Annotated in this window: 14 protein-coding genes; 13 read left to right on the forward strand and 1 reads right to left on the reverse strand. The window is 40.9% G+C overall.

The genetic code is table 11. The features are described from left to right. Positions 1–39: 39 nt before the first annotated feature. A complete protein-coding gene (locus BUB16_RS17485) occupies positions 40–909 on the reverse strand; it encodes a glycosyltransferase family 2 protein (RefSeq protein WP_084088403.1) in 870 nt (289 codons plus the stop codon). 962 nt (positions 910–1,871) lie between these two features. Between BUB16_RS17485 and BUB16_RS22305 the strand changes: the two genes are divergently transcribed. The 13 genes from BUB16_RS22305 (at position 1,872) to BUB16_RS17550 (ending at position 19,543) form a co-directional block, all read left to right on the forward strand. Next, a complete protein-coding gene (locus BUB16_RS22305) occupies positions 1,872–2,030 on the forward strand; it encodes a response regulator transcription factor (RefSeq protein ID WP_434083894.1) in 159 nt (52 codons plus the stop codon). A gap of 614 nt (positions 2,031–2,644) precedes the next feature. Continuing rightward, positions 2,645–3,070, forward strand: a complete 426-nt coding sequence (locus BUB16_RS17495; RefSeq protein ID WP_073067490.1) for a helix-turn-helix domain-containing protein — start codon at positions 2,645–2,647, stop codon at positions 3,068–3,070. Between the two features lie 1,342 nt (positions 3,071–4,412). Beyond that, positions 4,413–4,955, forward strand: coding sequence for an OmpH/Skp family outer membrane protein (locus BUB16_RS17510; protein WP_073067496.1), 543 nt, complete (start codon positions 4,413–4,415; stop codon positions 4,953–4,955). A 1,305-nt stretch (positions 4,956–6,260) separates the two neighbouring features. Beyond that, entirely contained in the window at positions 6,261–7,883 is a 1,623-nt protein-coding gene (locus BUB16_RS17515; protein WP_073067498.1) for a vitamin K epoxide reductase family protein, read from the forward strand. A 742-nt stretch (positions 7,884–8,625) separates the two neighbouring features. Beyond that, a complete protein-coding gene (locus BUB16_RS21270) occupies positions 8,626–8,847 on the forward strand; it encodes a hypothetical protein (protein ID WP_139240363.1) in 222 nt (73 codons plus the stop codon). A gap of 236 nt (positions 8,848–9,083) precedes the next feature. After that, positions 9,084–10,766 (forward strand): vitamin K epoxide reductase family protein, encoded by a 1,683-nt coding sequence (locus tag BUB16_RS17520; RefSeq protein WP_073067500.1) that lies wholly within the window; start codon positions 9,084–9,086, stop codon positions 10,764–10,766. 88 nt (positions 10,767–10,854) lie between these two features. Continuing rightward, complete coding sequence (locus BUB16_RS21275) at positions 10,855–11,052, forward strand: hypothetical protein (RefSeq protein ID WP_139240364.1); 198 nt, start codon at positions 10,855–10,857, stop codon at positions 11,050–11,052. A 263-nt stretch (positions 11,053–11,315) separates the two neighbouring features. Then, positions 11,316–12,503 carry a 6-bladed beta-propeller gene (locus tag BUB16_RS17525; RefSeq protein ID WP_073067502.1) on the forward strand — a complete coding sequence of 396 codons (1,188 nt, stop codon included), beginning with the start codon at positions 11,316–11,318 and terminating at the stop codon, positions 12,501–12,503. A 19-nt stretch (positions 12,504–12,522) separates the two neighbouring features. Then, entirely contained in the window at positions 12,523–14,721 is a 2,199-nt protein-coding gene (locus tag BUB16_RS17530; protein WP_073067504.1) for a peptidase domain-containing ABC transporter, read from the forward strand. 5 nt (positions 14,722–14,726) lie between these two features. Continuing rightward, positions 14,727–16,067 carry an HlyD family secretion protein gene (locus tag BUB16_RS17535; protein WP_073067506.1) on the forward strand — a complete coding sequence of 447 codons (1,341 nt, stop codon included), beginning with the start codon at positions 14,727–14,729 and terminating at the stop codon, positions 16,065–16,067. 68 nt (positions 16,068–16,135) lie between these two features. Further along, positions 16,136–17,251, forward strand: coding sequence for a lanthionine synthetase LanC family protein (locus tag BUB16_RS17540; protein WP_170864454.1), 1,116 nt, complete (start codon positions 16,136–16,138; stop codon positions 17,249–17,251). Positions 17,252–17,400: 149 nt separating this feature from the next. Beyond that, entirely contained in the window at positions 17,401–18,186 is a 786-nt protein-coding gene (locus tag BUB16_RS17545; protein ID WP_073067510.1) for a hypothetical protein, read from the forward strand. A 94-nt stretch (positions 18,187–18,280) separates the two neighbouring features. Then, on the forward strand, positions 18,281–19,543 hold the full coding sequence (locus tag BUB16_RS17550) for a BNR-4 repeat-containing protein (protein ID WP_073067512.1): 1,263 nt from the start codon (positions 18,281–18,283) through the stop codon (positions 19,541–19,543). The last annotated feature ends 137 nt before the right edge of the window (positions 19,544–19,680 follow it).

The following is a 19,680-nucleotide window of genomic DNA, read 5'->3' on the forward strand; positions in this document are numbered from 1 at the left end:
CAGCTGGCGATTAAATTTGGAGATCGGCTTCCACTTGATTTAACCCGGAACACTGATGAATAAAACAAACCAGACAGAGTTCAGCTTACACTCCCTTAACCTCGCAGCTTCATTTGTATAACCTTTCTCTTTAGCCCATTCATATGTCGATTTCAGCATCTTTCTAATGTTTATAATCCTTTCTTCCATTGGTCGAGTCTTTGTTATTCGATTGTTAGAATGAACCCCCCTCATAGCTACGGGTTTAGTAATACTCCCGGGATATAGATTGCAAGCCATAGCTAATCGCATAAATAGCTCTGTATCCTGATGTAATCTTAAATTAGAATTGAACATACCAACTTTTTCTAAAGAACTCTTTTTTATCGTCAAGCCATCCAATGACGTGTGACCTTTTGAACCTATTGGATATTGTTTCCAGAATAATTCATCAGGAGCAATGCCACCCTCAATAGTTGTAATTAACCCTCTGTTTTTTTCATTAATCCATATCTTTTTTGCTGATGGGCTTTCAAAATGAACACCAATGGCTTCATAAACACCATCGGCACCGGGAGTGGACTGCAGAAGTTGCATAGCCTCTTTAAACCTATTTTCAAGAAAAAAATCGTCAGCGTCAAGAAATGCTATATAATCAAAATGGGATTTTTTAATTCCAAGATTGCGTGTAGCGCCGGCTCCTTTATTGACATGTCCCTTATGTGTATAGAGATATACTTTCTCATATTTTTCATTAAGGGATTGGCATACTCTATAGGAATCATCTTCAGAGCCATCTTCAATAAGAATAACTTCCCCTGTTTCAGGTTGGGATAAGGCACTTCCAACGGCTCTTTCTATAAATTTTTCGGCATTATATACGGGAGTAATTACAGATATATCCAAAAAATCATTTGTTTTAGTAGTCATTTTACTGATCGATAGTAATTTAATTTTTGACAGTAGGACTCACTGAACTTCTATATCTCCATCATAGTTTCTCACTCCAAATTTTATGTAGTTTGAAGATATAACATGAAGGCTTTGAAAACCCGTAGGATCAATAATATTTAGGAATAGAAATTTATAGTTTCTTATGAAATAAGAAAAGTTGTGAAAGATAATTCGAACAGTGGACAGTAAGTATTAATTTATTGTAAATTAATAAAATATCTCTTTACTTATAAAATAAGTATGTATATGCTGTTCCTTTGTGTATCATATAATTTTAATTAATATTTTGCAATATCGATAAATATTTATTAATCTACTTTCAAATGTGATGTTGTATTTATTTATCTAAAATAAATATGTGCGATTGGATTCACAAAACTTCCTATATATAAATTTGTAATATTATTGATATTTTTAAGAATAAACAATTACTATACTCGTTATGATAATTGTTTTTATTATTCATTACTGATAAAGAGGGGAGTACTTTTCAAACTGTGATATTTCCTTCATCCTTCTCTTTATTTTATTTAAAATAAGGCTATAAGTGCATTGAGCGATTGAATGGGTATTAAGAGCTATTAGCTGACGGCTTTACCGCTATCGCAGAACGGTTCTAATATCTCAAGGTATAAATCAAGTTGAAAAGGGGAAACAGAGATGCATATAAATACAAAGGGATTCAAGAAACCAAGAGAAGTTGCTGTAAAAATTGCCGCGGACAAAATAGAGAAGTTTCTCCCAGTCATTCTGTTGTAACTCTGACGGTCATTTTCTCTTCTGAGTCTAAACGGAAATAGTAAAACAAGAGAGCAGATCTCATCTTGTTTTACTAAACTAAAACAACCGGGTTATGAGAGATAAAAAAAAAAGAAATAACCGACGCCAAAGAAGCATATAAAATTCTTACACCCAGGCAAGTCGAGATTGTTGTACGGATTGCGCAGGGTCAGACCAGCAGGCAGATTGCCTCCGAGTTGGGTATTGCCCCTTCAACGGTGAAAACCCACCGTCGAAATATCTGCGGCGAATTGGGGTTGAGGGGGCCGAATGCTTTGATGCAGTGGGCCATTGAAAAAAAGAGGCAACTGATTTAAAGGCAATGATTTAGCCCAAATAGAGTAAGAGCAAGAGGTAAAAAACTACTCCTTTGGGAGTAAAATAATCCCTCTTTCAGAGTATTGATAAAGACAAAAAAAATAGCCAACCTGCTAAACAGTAAGAGGGGATGGATGAAATACCATCTTAAACATTAATATTGCTTGGTTGATAGTGATAGGGAGCCATCGGGAAAAGTTAAAAAAATAACTTATTTGTCGTTTGTTATGGAACGTCTAGTATTCAAAATACCTGAAGGATATAAATCTTCCCATCTCCAGAAAATATTGCGAGAAGCTCATTGCCTCCCACCCCGACTATCTTTCGATGTTAAGCAATGCCGATATGCTGCAGCGAATTGGGGGTTCGTCACAAAGCAGCTCGTATAGAAATGGAATATCTCCCTAATATAGAATATCCCTATCTGTTCTGGTCGGATGAAATCGGCGGGAAGCCAAAGATTGTCAGAGGCGAGCAGGAATTTTTTTGGAGTGCTGAAGGCTTCAGCAAATATCCTTTTCCCCATATTACTTCATCTTGGATGATTGGTCAATGAAGGAAAGAAATTATTCAGCAACATTCTGTTATATAATTTTATAAGGATAATCGAACGATGATAAAGGAAGTAAAACGAATCAGACAGGTTCTGGAAACGTACCGCAATGAATTGTCAACTTCTGTTCCTGAAGAACAATTCGATGTACATCGAGCAGCAGTATATTTGCATGAACATTTGTTTCATCCCGACTGTCACGTAAGCGGTATGAGGGAGGCATGTAAGATCCCGCAGCGCAACTTCTCAACCCGTTTCAGGCTTAGTATGGGATTACCTCCGGCAAGCTATATTACCTCCCACCGTATTGAAGCAGCTAAACGACTATTGTCAGATAATCAATTAAAAGATGTTTCTATAAGTGAAATTGGTTTTGCTGTAGGGTACGAACGAATATCCGCATTTACAACACTGTTCACAAAAAAAATAGGATTGCCGCCAGGAGCATGGAGGAACCAAGAACTAGAAAAACAAAGAAGAAATTGAAAAAAAACTTCCTACTTTTTATAATTTCAAATTAAAGTTTGTAATGCTGTACTAAAAGCCTAAGGGTTATGTATGCAAGGATTGAAAGAAGAAATAAATTGTATCAAAATTTGAGGTGGCGTAACATTCCCATTTGCAAGAAATATTTGGAGTAGGTTGGTTGACTCATATTCGAACTAACCTCGCTGAGTGTTATTTGGATAACATAGAGTGGTTGAGCATTTTCAAGTATGTTGCCCTAATTACTAAAAGAGGGATTGATGCGGCTACCATTGTTCTATATATCTCCCGTATGAAGTCGGTAAATCTGTTAGAAGTTAGAAAATTCTTTCTACAGTAAATTAGAGTGGTACCTAATGAGGTAAACACCAATACAATACGAAGATCAATGAAGCTAGCATTTTATAACGTGATTTAGATCGATTGAAATCATAACTAATGAGAAAACTAGACCCCTGTTGGGTAGATTTTTTCAGAATAGCCAAAGTTCTAGTTATGTGTGAGCATTTATTAAAAAAAACTTGCCATTGAGGTTACTAAAAGAGCAGTGTGCACAGGAAAAAAATCGATATAATCGATATAAACAGGCACGCCGAAAAGTCACCGTCTAGGCTGTGGAGATGATCAGATGCAATGGCTGGCAAGCCGACTCTAGGATCATATGGAACTTTTTTATGTCGCTTGTCAGCAAGTTGCAGGTGACTGTTGACGACAGACAGATCATTCTGATAGGAAGCATGACGATTCTCTCACTGGCGAAACATCTCAAGTCTTTGAGACAGCTTGTGCTAAATGTAGACTTAGCGAGCAATTTTCAAAACTGCTCGATTGTTCATGATTTTTTAAAACCCTTAATAATCAACTGTTAAAGTTGAATATATAATATTAAATATATAATTTAGCCATCTTAAAGATCCGTCTTCTTAGCGGGAGGTGATGTACTTATGAGTTATGCCCAAATTAATTTCCTTTCAGGGAAAGTAACAATAAACGATCTCATCTCGTTTATAAATGTGAATATCACTCTTGTAGATGCCCTAATACCGGTATTGTATACTGGTAGATTTAGCTCAAGGAGCTAGATGAGGGTAAGACTACTAAGGTAATCGTTTTTGGGTCTGAGGTTATTTTGTGAAGAGGGTCAAATTGAACGAGGACGTGATAAGAAGATATGTGAAATATCAAGGTCCTGAAGAGAAAAAAGAAGAATTAAAAAAGCGACGACAGGGATTCTTTCAGAACTTTTCCTATATCCATCTTTTTAAAAGATGGATCGATTAATTGGATAGCTGGCAGTGGTTAAAAATATATTTACTTTGCATTAAAAAATATTGGATATGTTATGGTAAAAAACATACTAGTTGCAGCAGCCTGTTTTTCCTTGGTTACATTTACTAATGTATTTAAAGCTCATGCGCAACAGCAATTAAAATTTGGCTATGTGGACCGTCGAGCTATTTTAAACAAAATGCCTGAGATGAAAGCAGTACAGCAACGCATACAAAACTTTATAGATCAAAAGCGTGAGCAGTTAGAAAAAAAACAGTCTGATTTCCAACAGCGAGTAACGGAATATCAGCAAAAAATGGCTGTAGTATCTGATGATGTAAAAAAGAAAGAAGAGGCACATTTAGGCCAATTACAGGAAGAATTACAACAATATCAAACGCAATTAGCACAAGTAATTCAACAAAAGCAAGAAGAGCTGATAGGTCCATTGTTACAACAGATACAGCAGGCGATTAGTAAAGTTGCTGCTGAACAGGGATTAATGTATGTTTTCAATATAAGGACTACAAATGATGTGGTAATTCTATATGCTTCAGAAGAGGCGCAAAAGAAATACAATATTTCTAATTTAGTGATGCAGGAACTTGGAATCTAAAATTAGAATATAGGAATTAAGCGGTAATAAGTAGATTAAGGTTCCATCTGTTTATCTATCTACCCGCTTTTATTCTATTATTTTCCAAAAATTTTATTTACAAAAGATATAGCTAGTATCTTAAGTTATGAAAAAAAGCTGAATAATTAGTCGCTCTTTAAAAATTCGGTTTAAGTAAGTTTATCCTTCCTCGAGGTTACTAAAAAAGCTGGAGCATAATTTTGAGCTAGCCACTGCTGAAGCATTCACAGCTACAGGTTCAACTGGACCCCGTCAACCTCTCTCAGGTAGCTTCGCCCCAGTTTGTAGTCAGTCATTTTTCAGGTGCCCAATAATCGTTTCAAAGACTATGCATTTGGTAACCGGCACTTCTTTGTTGCGCTCATTTCCCGCTTGAACTGAAGATTATCAAATCATAGGCCTTGCATTTGGCCATAATGACTTCCACTACAACCTGAAAGTTAATAGAGATGTCAGACCTGCCCGTCCAGCACCTCCAGCAAACCTAGCTAACTACGTTTCACAAAGGTCTTTTTTCGGCAGAGGATAGATTGGGTTAGATGTTTGCTTGAGAGTGACTTCCACTCCACGAGCGATTCCACTTAACCTTTCGCCGTCGCTGTATCACTATTCCATATAGCTTGGTCTCAGTGGGAAATGTGAGGTTGATCACCTGTACCGTGGAGCCACAAACAGGGTTTGCTCATGGGCTCTTCCCCATACCGACCATCCAAAAATCCGCTGGATTCTCTCGGACCCTAGCGACCAGTGATAGATCGCTGGAAACCGCCGGAAGCCACCATTGAAAGGTGTTCATACCCAAAAATGTCAGTATGAATTCTATACCCACATTCCCAGCAGGCTCTCATCTGTGTGGTCTTTCGTCTGTCCACAGCAATAGTCTTATTATCAACCGGAACGGATGGGCCTGGCGCCTGGACCACCTCACAGCGAGTCGACTCCGTCTCTAGCTAATCCCATTGCGGTTGGTCTCGAGGTACTGAAAACATGGCAAAATTCATAAGATTTTCAGCAAACGTTATCCACAAAAATCAATCATAGGAATAATAATTAATTCTCTCGATTCTTTGGAGTTTTTAAGGAGCGACTACCTAGGTAAGATACACTGAGTGGGCTACTTCGATATATTTTATATCAACTATAGGATATTATTCTATGGAGTGAAGATAAAAACAATTACGAGGTTAAAAAAATGAAGAAAAAATTGAAAATAATCATTAATAAATTTAGTTGATTTTATAGGAGTTCTTTTCCCTGTTAACTGTTATTTAAAACTTTTAATTTATGGAAAGAATAGTATATAAATACTTAGACTACTTGAAAATCCCCCTATCTCATAATTTTTTTGTTGAGCTCCTTTTATCACATCCAGAATATCCTTCGTTATTAAGTATATCTGATGTATTAGAAAGGCTTGGGATCAATCATAAAATCGTAAGGGTTGAGAAAAAAAATATCACAGACCTGGTGTTTCCATACTTGCTCCAACTTGACAAAAAAGGAGCAGAATTAAATTTAATAAAGAACCAGAAAGAACTAACATCTGCTGTTGAAACCGAGTCAGTGTATTGTCAATTTATAATATTAAAAGTAGAATCCACTGGTGTCATTGCTGACAAAGAAAATGAAAAGTGGCGTTCTAAAGAGACTTTTCTTAAAATTCAATCAGCGATTTTTATTTCAGCCGCCATAGCACTTATTTTTTCAGCAAACATCAATTTTTTCTCTTGGATCCATGTACTATTACTCATCACTACTATGGGTGGTATTCTTGTTGGCTATTTGCTAATCGCTAAGGATCTTGGCATAAATTATGAGGTAGTGGAAGCTTTTTGCAAAGCAGGAAAAAATTCAAATTGTGATGAAATACTTAAGTCAGAAGATGCTAAACTATTTGGTAGGATAAGATTCTCAGATGCAGCCGTAAGCTTCTTTGTATTCCAGCTAATTGTTGTGGGATTGTTGATTCCATTACTTAATACTAATGGGGCTGCGTCTTTTTTATGGGTGTTATCTATATTCAGTACACTTTCAATCCCAATAATCGGGTATTCGATATATTATCAGTTTATAAGGGCAAGCTCGTGGTGTCGGTTGTGTATCATTGTAGATATGATTCTCGCTTTTCAAGTCGGTATATTTTCATATTTGTATTATGAGGGCATCATCCAGATGGGAGATGGAAATCTGCAGATATTTTTAGTGTCTATAATGCTATTTACAGTTATATCCTCATTTCTTCTTTTAATAAAAGCAAATATAATGAAAGACGAGGAATCTATTCAAGCAGGAATAAAAGCCAAACGAATTAAAAACTCCATTACTGTATTTTCTCACTTACTTTTTCAGGAAAAGAGAGTGGAAATATCCTCTTTTGATGATAAGGAGCTTTTCGTGGGTGATCCGAATGCGCCTTTAAAAATAATCGTAGCAAGTGATTTGTACTGTAAACCATGCAAGATACAGCATGAAAAAGCGAAACAATTGGTAGCCGCTTATCCAGAGAAGGCATGCATAATTATTCGACTACAATCTAGACAAGATGATAACCGAGCAGCCAGATATATTTTTCAATATTGGTTAAATAATATTTATGGTGAAGCTGATGAATCATCTCAAATCAATAAGTTGTTACACGATTGGTATAACGGAATGGATATAGAAAAATTTATGAATCATTATCAATTAGATAATAGTGTTGGGAATAAAGTAAATGAAAATTTTGTAGTCAAACATACAGAATGGTTTAGGCAGGAACAAATCTATGCAACACCTACATTTTTTATTAATGGTTATAAATTACCTGCAAATTATAATATAGCGGACATGATGGCATTAATTCCAAGTGTGGTTGAGCTATTCCAAAATAAAGAGAAATCATGCTTGCAAAATCTTGCATCACAATAAAAGCAGCAATTGGCCAAATGTGGCTATAAGGTTGTTTACTTGCTTGGGAGACAGAGGCCCTTAAACAAGATCTGTGCCTCGCCACTAATGGCAAAACAGGTTTTAACAAAAATCAAAGGTAAATATTATGAAGAAAAAAAACTTCGAAACCGCACTTAGTCGCAATGAAATGAAAAGTATTTTGGCGGGAAGTGGTGAAAACTGTATTTGTTATTGTGCAGACTGGGCTGTTTGTTGCCAATGTTTAAATGGGTCATGTCATGGCTGTCAGACTCAATCAATGTGCAATTTTCTTTGCAGTTGAGCACTTAATATTTTTTGGAGTTTATCTACACTGATAAACTCTTATGAAATATGTGTTTAACCAACAATATTCTGGTGGAGCACTACAAAAAAGTTTAGCTTGCTGATCGCGATCATGGCCGTAGTGCTCATCAGAATCCCATTCAACGAGCTCATTGCTACATCAACAAGGAGCCCTGAATGGTGGACATCGTTTGAAGAGCTCCTTCGACAAGGACAAGATAAACCACGACTATTTATAATCCATCTGGCGGGTCAACGACCAGTGGATCGCAGATAAGCCGCTGGTATGTATCTACAAGGTCGGAGCGAACTTTGGCTTTTTGGTTTAGCTCATACTGTGCTCGATGTTCTTGTAAATAGCACTCTCCATAAATCGGTCTTTGTTGGACAATTTAGTTTTTCATAGTGGTCACTCACGTTATGTATCGTAATAAGCGTGGCAAAGTCTATCTTGCTGATCCGGCCAAAGGAAAAAGTGACCTTCCCGAAAAAATATTTTCTGAAACATTGGTTAAATGCAAAGACGAAAGGTGTATATACCGGTATTGCCCCTTCGACGGTGAAAACCCGTCGTCAAAATATCTGCGGTGAATTGGGGTTGAGAGGGCCGAATGCTTTGATGTGGTGGGCTATTGAAAAAAAGAGGCAACTGGTTTAAAGGCAATGATTTAGCCCAAATAAAGTAAACGCAAGAGGTAAAATACTACTCCTTTGGGTGTAAAACAACCCCCCTTTGGAGGTATTGACAATAGCGAAAAAAATAGACAACCTGCTAAACAGATGGTGGTTTATGGTTTTTGAGGGGATAGATGAAATACCCCGTTTAAACATTGCTTGGTTGATAGTGATAGGGAGCCATCGGGAAAATTAAAAATAACTCATTTGGCTTGCGTTATGGAGCATCTAGTTTCAAAATACCTGAAGGATATCAACCTTCCCATCTCCAGAAATTATTGCGAGAAGCTCATTGCCTCCCACCCGGATTATCCTTCGATGCTAAGCATTGCCGATACGCTGCAGCGGCTGGGGATCCGTTATAAAACAGCACGCATAGAAAAAGAATATCTTAACAATATAGAATATCCTTACCTACTCTGGCCTGATGAAAACGGCGGAGAACCAAAGATCGTCAGAGACGAGCAGGATTTACTTGGCAATGGTACGCAGGCCCCGGATAACACAGAGACCGAAAGGCCCGCCATTGTACTGAAGGCCGAACCGACTGACACGATTACCGATGAGGAAAACAACCGGCAGCGCTCGCAGGATCGTTTTCTCCGCTTACTAACGGTTGTGCTGGTTGTGGCCGTAGGCGGACTTATCTTCCTGAATATACTACCCTCATTCACTTGGGTATATACGTCGCTATCACTTACAGCTCTTGCTGGTACGGTTGTTGGATATCTGTTCATTGCTAAAGATGTGGGCATCAGCTACAAACCGGTTGAAGCCTTTTGCCGGGCTGGGAAAAAGACCAACTGTGATGCACTGTTGAACTCAGAGGCAGCCCGGCTGTTCGGAGATAAGGTATCCTTTTCGGATGCCACGGCCAGCTATTTTCTCTTTCAGCTCCTTGCAATTGGGTTCTTATTCCCGCTAGGAGAAGCTTCTTTTTTATGGATATTAGCTGTATTAAGTGTACTTACCATTCCCATCATCGGCTATTCGCTTTGGTACCAGGCGGTTGAGGCAAAAACTTGGTGCCGGTTGTGCCTGGTTGTGGATGTGATCCTAACTATCCAGGCAGGGTTTTTCGGCTATTTGTATTATGATAGTCTGGCAGGAACCGGATATCCTACTCCCATCCCCATTGCTGTTGCGCTGCTACTTTTTGGGGCTGTTGGCAGTGCTGTGTTGCTGTTGAAACACAAGGTCAAGGTCGATAACCGGTCCGAACAGGCTGAAATCGTGGCTAACCGTATCAAAAATTCTCCGGAAGTTTTTATGCATTTGCTTCGCCGGGGAAAGCGCGTTGATACTACGCCATTTGAGCAGGAGCTATTCATTGGAAATCCTGATGCCACAATAAAAATTCTCATGGCTGCTAGCTTGGGCTGTGGACCCTGTAAGGAAGGATTTGAAAAAGCCCTGCAACTGGTATCTGTATATTCTTATAATGTAAATCTGACTATTCGATTGCGGACGGGTGGGGGCGGGAATAACAGAGATGTTAAACCTGGCATAGCTTTGTTGGGATATTGGCAACAATATATCCATGGAAAACCGGATGCATCGGAGCGCACCGAACACTTGATCCGGGATTGGTATAAACTAAAGGATCTGGAGGAATTCAGCAGGCAATATCCTGTGGATGTGGATATGGACAAAAGAAATAACGGAAGCAGCGATCAGCTGGAAGACCAGCATGCCCAATGGATGGAACGGGAGGATATTTCAGCTACGCCTGCTTTTTTTATTAATAGTTATCAGCTGCCGAAACAGTATAGCATAGAGGATCTAATGGGCATTTTGCCCTGTCTTACTGATCAGATAAAACGACAAGAAATAAGACAAAAGATATTGGAACCAAATAAAAAAATTGTCCCGACTGTTACTGGTGGGGACAACAGGGGTTGATATGGTTTGTCCCCACTGCTGGGTCGGTATTTCGATCGATTTCCCGCGGATAACACAAGCCCAAACTGTTAACTAAACGGAGACCGTTATGAAGAAAGAAAGCTTTAATTTTACCAATTTTGACCCGCTTGATCGTTCGGAAATGAAAAGACTGATGGCGGGAAGTGGTAATATATATTGTAACACTGGTGGTAATACATGGCCTTGTTATCATGCAACTTTAACTGAATGCACTGATATTTGCGCGGATATTGGCTCTTGCGAGGGATGTGCTCAATTTCCTTAATCACACATCATGCTATAATTTTATATAGCTATTCATAGCAAAGTCTAATATAAGTAGTTACTCAATCTGTAACCCTCATCCACTGCAGTGGATGAGGGTTATTAAAAGTTTTATGAGATTACTGCTTAAGATCTGAAAAACTATACAGCACTTTAATGGTATAAAAAGAATTTACCTAAGACTTAAATTCCTGTTTTGTTAGATGGAAATATTCAAAACGTTGGTCCAGTAGGGTTTGACTAATCATATCATTCGGACATCATATGAAACAATGGTTTCTTCTACTTTTTATAATCATCGTTATTTGGGGATGTTCACTTCAAGAAAAGGACCAACTCCCCAAACGGCTTCAGAAACTGAAAAATCTAACTGTCTATTCGGCGAACGAAAAACCCAGAGAAGTTATATCGTTCAAGAAAAATACTGTTTATGGCGATTCTAAAAAGGTTTTAATTGGAAGTATGGGTGATATAGCCGTGGATAGTTTGGGGCGGGTTTTTATTGTCGACGTACAAAACCAGGCAATTCATGTCTTTCAACCCGATGGTCAGTTTATAGCGCAATTTGGAAGAGAAGGCAAGGGGCCAAGTGAATTTGGTTTTATCAAAAGTTTGCAAATCCGTAAGAATCGTTTATACGCCTTTGACTCTAAGCAACAAAAAGTAAGTATATTTATGCTCGATACACTGGCTGGCGATAAAACAATTTTACTTGCCCAAAATAGAGGGAAGTATCAGGCACTACAGAGAGCTTATCCCTCGATAGACAAATTATATGTGAGGAATAATAATACCTATGTTGCCGAATTTATCTTAGATAGTTCTCCAAAAAAAATAAAATGGCAAAATTTTGAAACAAAAGGCTTGTGTTACCTCTTAGGAAATACTGGGAAAATAGTATCCAAGAAACTGATTGATTTAAAGAAAGCTACACGTACGCTATTTGCCTGGCCCAATTCGGAAGCGTTATTAGGTTTACACCTGAAACCCTTTTTTGGAAACGCATTGACCGTCCTTTCAAGTGACAATAGTATTTACTGGGCTGGACCAGATTATTTTTTAATCAAAATTTATAGTCCTGATGGAGCATATCAGGATGCGTTTTATTATCCACATAAGAAAATACCTTTGACAAGAGAATCCGCTATTGAAGCCGGAATTCGTGATCTATATATCAGGAACATGGAATCCATGGATCTTCCCCGAACCTGGCCGGTTCTTACAGAAATGAAAATCGACGATCAAGACCGGCTATGGATCGCCACGACGGTAGAAGATATGCATGTTTATGAATGGTGGGTGCTTGAAAATACCGGGGAACTATTAGCAAAATTTAGTTGGTCGCGAAAAGAACCCATAGAAGAGATTAAAAATGGATACATGTACACACGTGAAACCGTTGAGGAAACCGGCCTGCAGCAGATTATACGGTACCGGATCGAAATGAATTAAAATAGCTATATACGTTAACATGTTTTTTGCGAGTACTTTCAAAACCTACCGTCAGTACGATGCCATGGACTGCGGCCCCACCTGCTTGCGTATGGTGGCCCGCCATTACGGGCGAAGCTATACGATGGAAACACTACGTAACCGGAGCGGTATCAATCGCGAGGGCGTATCCCTGCTGGGCATCAGCGAAGCGGCTGAAAGCATCGGTTTCCGTACGGTGGGCGCCAAGATTACCTGGCAGCAGCTGAAGAAGCAGGCTCCGCTACCCTGTATCGTGTACTGGGATCAGGAGCACTTCGTGGTGGTGTATCGGATTAAGCGTGGCAAAGTATATATAGCCGATCCGGCCAAGGGAAAGGTAGCCTTATCAAAAAATGACTTTCTGCAACATTGGTTGAATGCAAAGTCGAATGGTGAACGTACCGGTATTGCGCTTTTGTTGCACACCACACCCAAATTTTATGAGTTGGATGATGAAAAATCGGGACAAATAAGTTTCAGCCTGCTGGCCCGGTATGTCATGCCATACAAAGACCTGTTATTTCAACTGGCGTTGGGGCTGGCGGCCGGCAGCATCCTGCAGCTTATTTTCCCATTTCTTACCCAAGCGGTGGTAGACATTGGAATCCAAACCCGCGATCTGAATTTTATCTACATTATTCTGGTCGCACAGATCATGCTCTTTGCGGGTCGCACGGGGGTGGAGTTTATCCGTTCGTGGATTCTGCTGCATATGAGCACACGTATCAATATTTCTATCTTGTCTGATTTTCTGATCAAACTGATGAAGTTGCCGATGGCATTTTTTGATACGAAGATGACGGGCGACATTATGCAGCGGATGGAGGATCACCGACGGATCCAGGACTTCCTGACAAATCAGACTCTCAGCACCTTGTTTTCTATTATGAATTTATTGGTGTTTTCCTTAGTACTGGCCTACTATCACATGCTTATTTTTGTGGTATTTCTGGTCGCCAGCACCCTGTATGTGGGGTGGGTGCTGTTATTCCTGAAGAAACGCAGGGAACTGGACTACCAGCGGTTCGGTATCTCCTCCAGCGATCAAAGTAAGATTATTCAACTCATTCAGGGTATGCAGTCCATTAAGCTTAACACCTGTGAACGCCAAAAACGCTGGGAGTGGGAGCGGCTGCAGGCCCGGCTGTTCCGCTATAAAATAAGAAACCTTTCTCTGGAACAATATCAACAGGGAGGAGCCTTTTTTATTAATGAGGGCAAGAATATCGGAATTACTTTCCTGGCAGCTGTGGCAGTGGTACAGGGCCAGCTTACCTTAGGAGCGATGATGGCCATTCAATATATCATCGGACAGCTCAACAGCCCGGTCGAGCAGCTTATCGGTTTTGTTCGATCGACCCAGGATGCCTATCTGAGTATGGAGCGGCTGAACGAGGTCCATAAGCAGAAAGATGAAGAACCGGTGAAGAAAACCCTAACCCACCAGCTGCCAGAAACCAGAGATCTCACAATAGACAATCTGACTTTCACATATCCGGGAGCAGGCAATGAGCCGGTATTAAAGAATATAAACCTGCAGATTCCGGAGGGAAAGACCACGGCGCTGGTCGGCATGAGTGGATGCGGAAAGACCACGCTGCTGAAACTGCTGCTCAAGTTTTATGATCCCGATAAGGGAAAGATACTGCTGGGTAAACGCAACTTGGATCTAATCAGCCATCGCGCCTGGCGGCGGCACTGTGGTGTGGTCATGCAAGATGGATATCTGTTTTCTGACGACATCGCCAGTAATATTGCCGTAGGTAAGGAGCAGCCGGACCTGGAAAAGCTGGAGGAGGCTGTTACGGTTGCAAATATCAGGGATTTCATAGATTCTCTCCCTCTGGGATACAATACCAAAATCGGATCGGAAGGTAACGGCGTCAGCGAGGGTCAAAAGCAGCGGATTCTCATCGCTCGTGCAGTCTATAAAGAGCCCGAGTTTATCTTTTTTGACGAAGCCACTAACGCCTTGGATGCCAATAATGAACGGAAGATTATGAAAAACTTGCAGCATTTTTTTAAAAACCGAACAGTAGTCGTTGTAGCCCACCGCCTCAGTACAGTGAAGAACGCCGATAATATTGTAGTACTTGATGATGGAATAATAACTGAACAGGGAACCCACAGTGAACTGATCCATTCAGAGGGGGCGTATTTCGATCTGGTGGAGAATCAATTGGAGTTAGGCTCGTAGTCCAAATGGAAGAACTGACAATAAATAATCCAAGTACAAACGGAGATCCGGAAGCGTCGGAGCATACTGATTGGTCTGAATTGGACGTCCGTAGCGCTGAGGTGCAGGAGATCATCGGCCGTCCACCGCACTGGCTGGTGAGATGGGGAATTACTGCCTTTTTCGGAGTGTTGATGCTGGTTTTGCTGTCGGCCTGGGCGATAAAATACCCGGAAGCTATTAACGCTCCCATACGAGTAACGGCCATTGATGCTCCCAAAACACTTGAAAGTAAAATAAATGGTAAACTGGTCCGGTTGCTAATAGAAAATGACCGTCATGTGGAAGAGGGAGAGGTCTTGGCCTGGTTGGAAAGTACCGCCAGTCACCGGCAAATAATGGAACTTTCTGCGCAGGTCAACAGCATGCGCACTTGGCTTATTGATGGACAGTTACATCAGTTTAGGGCGGTTCATTTAGATGGTTATTCGGACCTTGGAGAACTGCAGAACGATTTTCAGAGCTTTGAGCAAACATGGCGTGAGTTTGTTTCGTACCTGCCTGGTGGTTTTTACCATCAGAAACAGGATATCTTGGAGCAGGAAATGGAATATACCCGTCAACTTCTGGAAAGACTCAGAGAACAGAAGCAAATTCAGGAGGAAGACTACCAACTGGCCCAGCAGGAATACAACAGGCAAAAAACGTTGGCAGATAAAGGACTGGCAGCTCCTGCGGAGATGGCGAAGGTCGAAAGCAATCTGCTTGGCCGCCGCTTGCCTCTGCAGCAGACTGAGTCTGCAATCATCAGCAATAAAGCCGATCAAACAGCCAAGCAACAGCAATTGATGGAGCTTGAAAAGCAGATTGCTGAACAGCAAGCTATATTCCTACAGGCACTAAACACCCTGAAAAGTACTATAGAGGAATGGAAGGAACAATATCTATTGGAAGCGCCGGTCTCCGGGCAGATAATCTACGCCGGGATTCTACAGGAAAATCAGACGCTCAGGACTGGACAAGAGATCTTTTATATCCAGCCTGAGAACACACAATTTTTTGGAGAAATGACGGTTTCTCAGAACTCTTTCGGAAAGATCCGAGAAGATCAGCGGGTGCTGATTCGTTTTAGCGGCTACCCGCATCAGGAGTTCGGTTCGGTCCCCGGGCGAATTGATTACCTTTCCAGTATCCCAGTCAGAGATAGCGTTTTTTTTGCTAAAGTCCGCTTTCCTGAGGGATTCTCCACCAACTACGGCAGAGAGCTGACTCCGACTGACGGGATGCGGGGACAGGCAGAGATCATCACTCAGGACATGCGGTTGTTGGAGCGGGTATATAACAACATTATGAGTCAACTGAAATAATAAAGGCTAACTTGTTGAGTGTAAGAATAACAACAGTAGGTTAAAATTTACATCAAAAAATGAGGCAAATGGATATCGAGCTGATAAAAGATACAGGGGATCCGATAAAAAGGGATATGGTTATTGAAAAAACCAAGGTCATTAATGACATATTGATGCAGGCTGCCCCTGCCATGAACAACATGGGGTTACTTAATGGAAAATTGGGGATAAGCATCTACTTCTTTCACTTTGCCAAAGTAACTGGTAGTAAAAAACATCATCAATTAGCCCAGCGACTATTTGATGAGGTTTATGAGGGACTAAGCAGGAATGGTATTCCAGTAAATTTTGAAGATGGATTAGCCGGAATAGCGTTGGGGATTGAGTATTTGGCTCAAAATGGATTTGTCAACACAGATACTGATGATATTTTTTCAAAGACAGACAATAGAATATATCGGCATATAGTTGCCAATGACCAGCTGCCAATAGGAATCTTGGAAGGAGCTATGGGATCTCTGTTATATGTTCTATCGCGCTTGTCAAAGCAGGATATTCAAACAGAAGACCCAAGTACATTTGTCTTTAGAAGGTTGTTAATCAGACTTGTAAATCACATTGGAGAAAGGGTGGAAGAGAGAAAATATAGTGTTCAGGAGCCATTGATGTTCGATGTTTCCTGGGATCTTCCCCTTTGCCTGATACTGCTTGGCAAAGTCAGAGAAATGGACATTTATAGTTATAAAATAAACCATATAATAGATCATCTTTCTCCTGTAGTTTTATCACTTTATCCTCGGTTGTCGAGTAATCGACTATATCTGTTGCTCGGAATAGAAAGTATTCTACAACAGATTGATCTGCCAGAGTGGCAAAATCATGCTACTCTGTTAAAACAGAATATAGCAATGGATGAAATTTTGGAAGAAGAATTAAGAGATAAAAGCCTTCATCTAATGCATGGAGCCGCGGGTGTGGATTTAGTAAGCCGGCAATTGCATCAGTTAATCCAGGTAGATCGATTGTTATTTAATCGTGAGCAGCTGATAGAAAAGATTATTTATTCTGAATATTGGGAAAAAATTGAACAAAATGAAATAGAAAGCAGAAGCTTAGGCTTGTTGTTTTATGGACTTACAGGGGTAGGATTACATCTGTTAACATTGTTAGAAGGCTTTGAAAAACCCAGTCTGCCATTTTAAACATAACTAAAGAATCTCACTTTAGAAGCAATAACTCTATATAGTAAGATTGTTCTATAGGCACAGAATGATAGATTTTATAGTTTTTTAAATATTCTGTCAAAAGACCATATGAATTTACACAATCAAGATCAAACTGGTAACTAATCATGGACAATAAAACAGATTTACAAGATGTCACTTTTCTATTTCGGTTAAAGGTTGACTCCATCGAGCGTTTGGAGAATATATTAATGGTTATTGATTTTATATCCCATCATTTTGATACAAATATTTACGTGTTGGAAGCTGCAAATTATAATAATAGTATAGTTCGTAAGCTTCTGCCTCAAAAAGTGTCCTATCATTTTGTGGAAGATTATGACCCTATTTTACATCAGACAAAATACATCAACAAGGCGGTTGAAAACTGCCGTACTCCCTATCTTGCAGTTTGGGATACAGATGTAATTATAGATCCGGGACAAATAATGATGTCAGTGGAATGGCTGCGCCAAGATGAAGCAGATTTTGTTTCTCCCTATAAAGATAAGGCTTTGGATACGACCCATATTATACGAGAATTATATTTTAAGACAAGAGATCTTAGAATCCTGAAGGATAACAAAGGAAAAATGAAAGAACTGTATGCTCCCAATCCTGTCGGGGGTGGATTTTTTGCCAATAGAGACAAATACGTACAATCCGGGATTGAAAATGAATATTTTTACGGCTGGGGAAGAGCGGATGGAGAGCGAATAAACAGATGGAAAATATTGGGACACCGATATAAACGAGTTTCCGGCCCTTTATTTCATCTTACCCATGGGAGAGGAATAAGCAGTAAGTTTCATTCGCCCCGCCAAGATGATATTAAGTTTTCGGAAGTCCTTCGTATTTATACAATGTCAAAAGGCGAACTGGAAGAGGAAGTTAAAACGTGGGGAGATAATTAGATCGTCAATCTAATTTTATAGAAACACAGCGGTTGAAAGAGGACTGGAAAGAAAATTTTGGGATGATAGGATATTATTTCAACTCAGGTGAAAAGTGATTAAAAAAAGGATTATACTTTTAAGCAATAATTCAAGCTGGTGCTGGTTCCAAGATGAGCGGGTCCTACTGGACGGGGATCAGCTGCTATTTTCCGGGGTGACCTCGGAGGGAGCGAATACCGTCTCCAGCTATAATATAGCCACCGGGGAAAAGCAGACCGTCGTGCTGAATGATACCACCTTTCAGCCGGACGACCACAATGTGGGCGTGCTGCTCAAGCGGCCGGACGGTCGGTACCTGACCGTCTATGCCGGTCACGGGGTGGATACCAAAATGCGGTATCGTATCTCATCCAGCCCGGGCGATATCAGCGAGTGGGGACTAGAACAAACAGCGAATACTAAGGGTGGAACCACTTATTCAAATGTGTATCATTTATGCAAGGAAGGAAAGATCTATAATTTTCACCGGGGGATTGGATGGAACCCTAATTACATGGTATCGGAGGATGAGGGAGAATCCTGGCGGTACGGGGGACAGCTGCTGGCGCATCCGGGCCGCCCTTATATACAATATGCTTCTGATAATTGGTCCCGTATCCATTTTATCATGACAGAAGCCCATCCACGCAATTACAACAACAGTATCTACCACGGGTACACCGATGGCGAGCAGGTATATGGGTCCGGCGGGCAGGCTCTCGGCCCGCTGAGCGGGAAGGAGTCCACGGACCTGAAACCCTACGATTTCACCACGGTGTTCGACGGGGATTCCACCACCCGGGCGGATGTGGCCTGGACCAGCGACATTGAGCTGGATGGGGAGGGCCGCCCGTATGTTGCTTTTTCGGTGACCAAAGATCCTATTGCACTTGGCGAACGAGAACAGACGGACAAAGCGGGATTCGATCACCGGTATCATTATGCTCGCTGGGACGGGGAGCAGTGGCAGGAGCATGAGATTGCCTATGCCGGCAGCCGGCTGTACCCGGGGGAGAATGAATACACGGGACTGATTACCCTGCACCCGGACGACCCGAATGTGGTGTATATCTCCGCGGATGTGGACCCGGCGACCGGGGAGGAGCTGAATCCCGGGGGTCCCCGCCGCTATGAAATATTCCGGGGCACCACCAGCGACCGGGGGGCGAGCTGGGAGTGGACCCCCGTCACGGAAAATTCCGACCAGGATAATATCCGTCCCGTCGTCGTAAGCAATGAACGCTACGAGGCCGTCCTGTGGCTCAATGGCCGGTATACGACCTATACGGATTATGATCTGGACGTATTGGGGATTGTTCGGGAGCGGGAGGATTAGAAAGGGTTTCTCGTTTTCTGATGAGACCCGGTTATCTGCTTTTGACTGAATGAATGATGGGCGGGGGACAAGGGGAGATTATGGAGGGCATTTGCATAGTCAATGTTCAGGGGAGCCTACAGAGACTTAGTCATTAA

The organism is Fodinibius roseus (assembly GCF_900129315.1).
In the GTDB taxonomy this organism is placed as follows: Bacteria; Bacteroidota; Rhodothermia; order Balneolales; family Balneolaceae; genus Fodinibius; species Fodinibius roseus.

What these genes read in the sequence shown, in the direction of transcription:
- BUB16_RS17485 (WP_084088403.1), bottom strand. Translation starts at nt 909, where the DNA reads ATGACTACTAAAACAAATGATTTTTTGGATATATCTGTAATTACTCCC.
- BUB16_RS17495 (WP_073067490.1), top strand. Translation starts at nt 2,645, where the DNA reads ATGATAAAGGAAGTAAAACGAATCAGACAGGTTCTGGAAACGTACCGC.
- BUB16_RS17510 (WP_073067496.1), top strand. Translation starts at nt 4,413, where the DNA reads ATGGTAAAAAACATACTAGTTGCAGCAGCCTGTTTTTCCTTGGTTACA.
- BUB16_RS17515 (WP_073067498.1), top strand. Translation starts at nt 6,261, where the DNA reads ATGGAAAGAATAGTATATAAATACTTAGACTACTTGAAAATCCCCCTA.
- BUB16_RS17520 (WP_073067500.1), top strand. Translation starts at nt 9,084, where the DNA reads ATGGAGCATCTAGTTTCAAAATACCTGAAGGATATCAACCTTCCCATC.
- BUB16_RS21275 (WP_139240364.1), top strand. Translation starts at nt 10,855, where the DNA reads ATGAAGAAAGAAAGCTTTAATTTTACCAATTTTGACCCGCTTGATCGT.
- BUB16_RS17525 (WP_073067502.1), top strand. Translation starts at nt 11,316, where the DNA reads ATGAAACAATGGTTTCTTCTACTTTTTATAATCATCGTTATTTGGGGA.
- BUB16_RS17530 (WP_073067504.1), top strand. Translation starts at nt 12,523, where the DNA reads ATGTTTTTTGCGAGTACTTTCAAAACCTACCGTCAGTACGATGCCATG.
- BUB16_RS17535 (WP_073067506.1), top strand. Translation starts at nt 14,727, where the DNA reads ATGGAAGAACTGACAATAAATAATCCAAGTACAAACGGAGATCCGGAA.
- BUB16_RS17540 (WP_170864454.1), top strand. Translation starts at nt 16,136, where the DNA reads ATGGATATCGAGCTGATAAAAGATACAGGGGATCCGATAAAAAGGGAT.
- BUB16_RS17545 (WP_073067510.1), top strand. Translation starts at nt 17,401, where the DNA reads ATGGACAATAAAACAGATTTACAAGATGTCACTTTTCTATTTCGGTTA.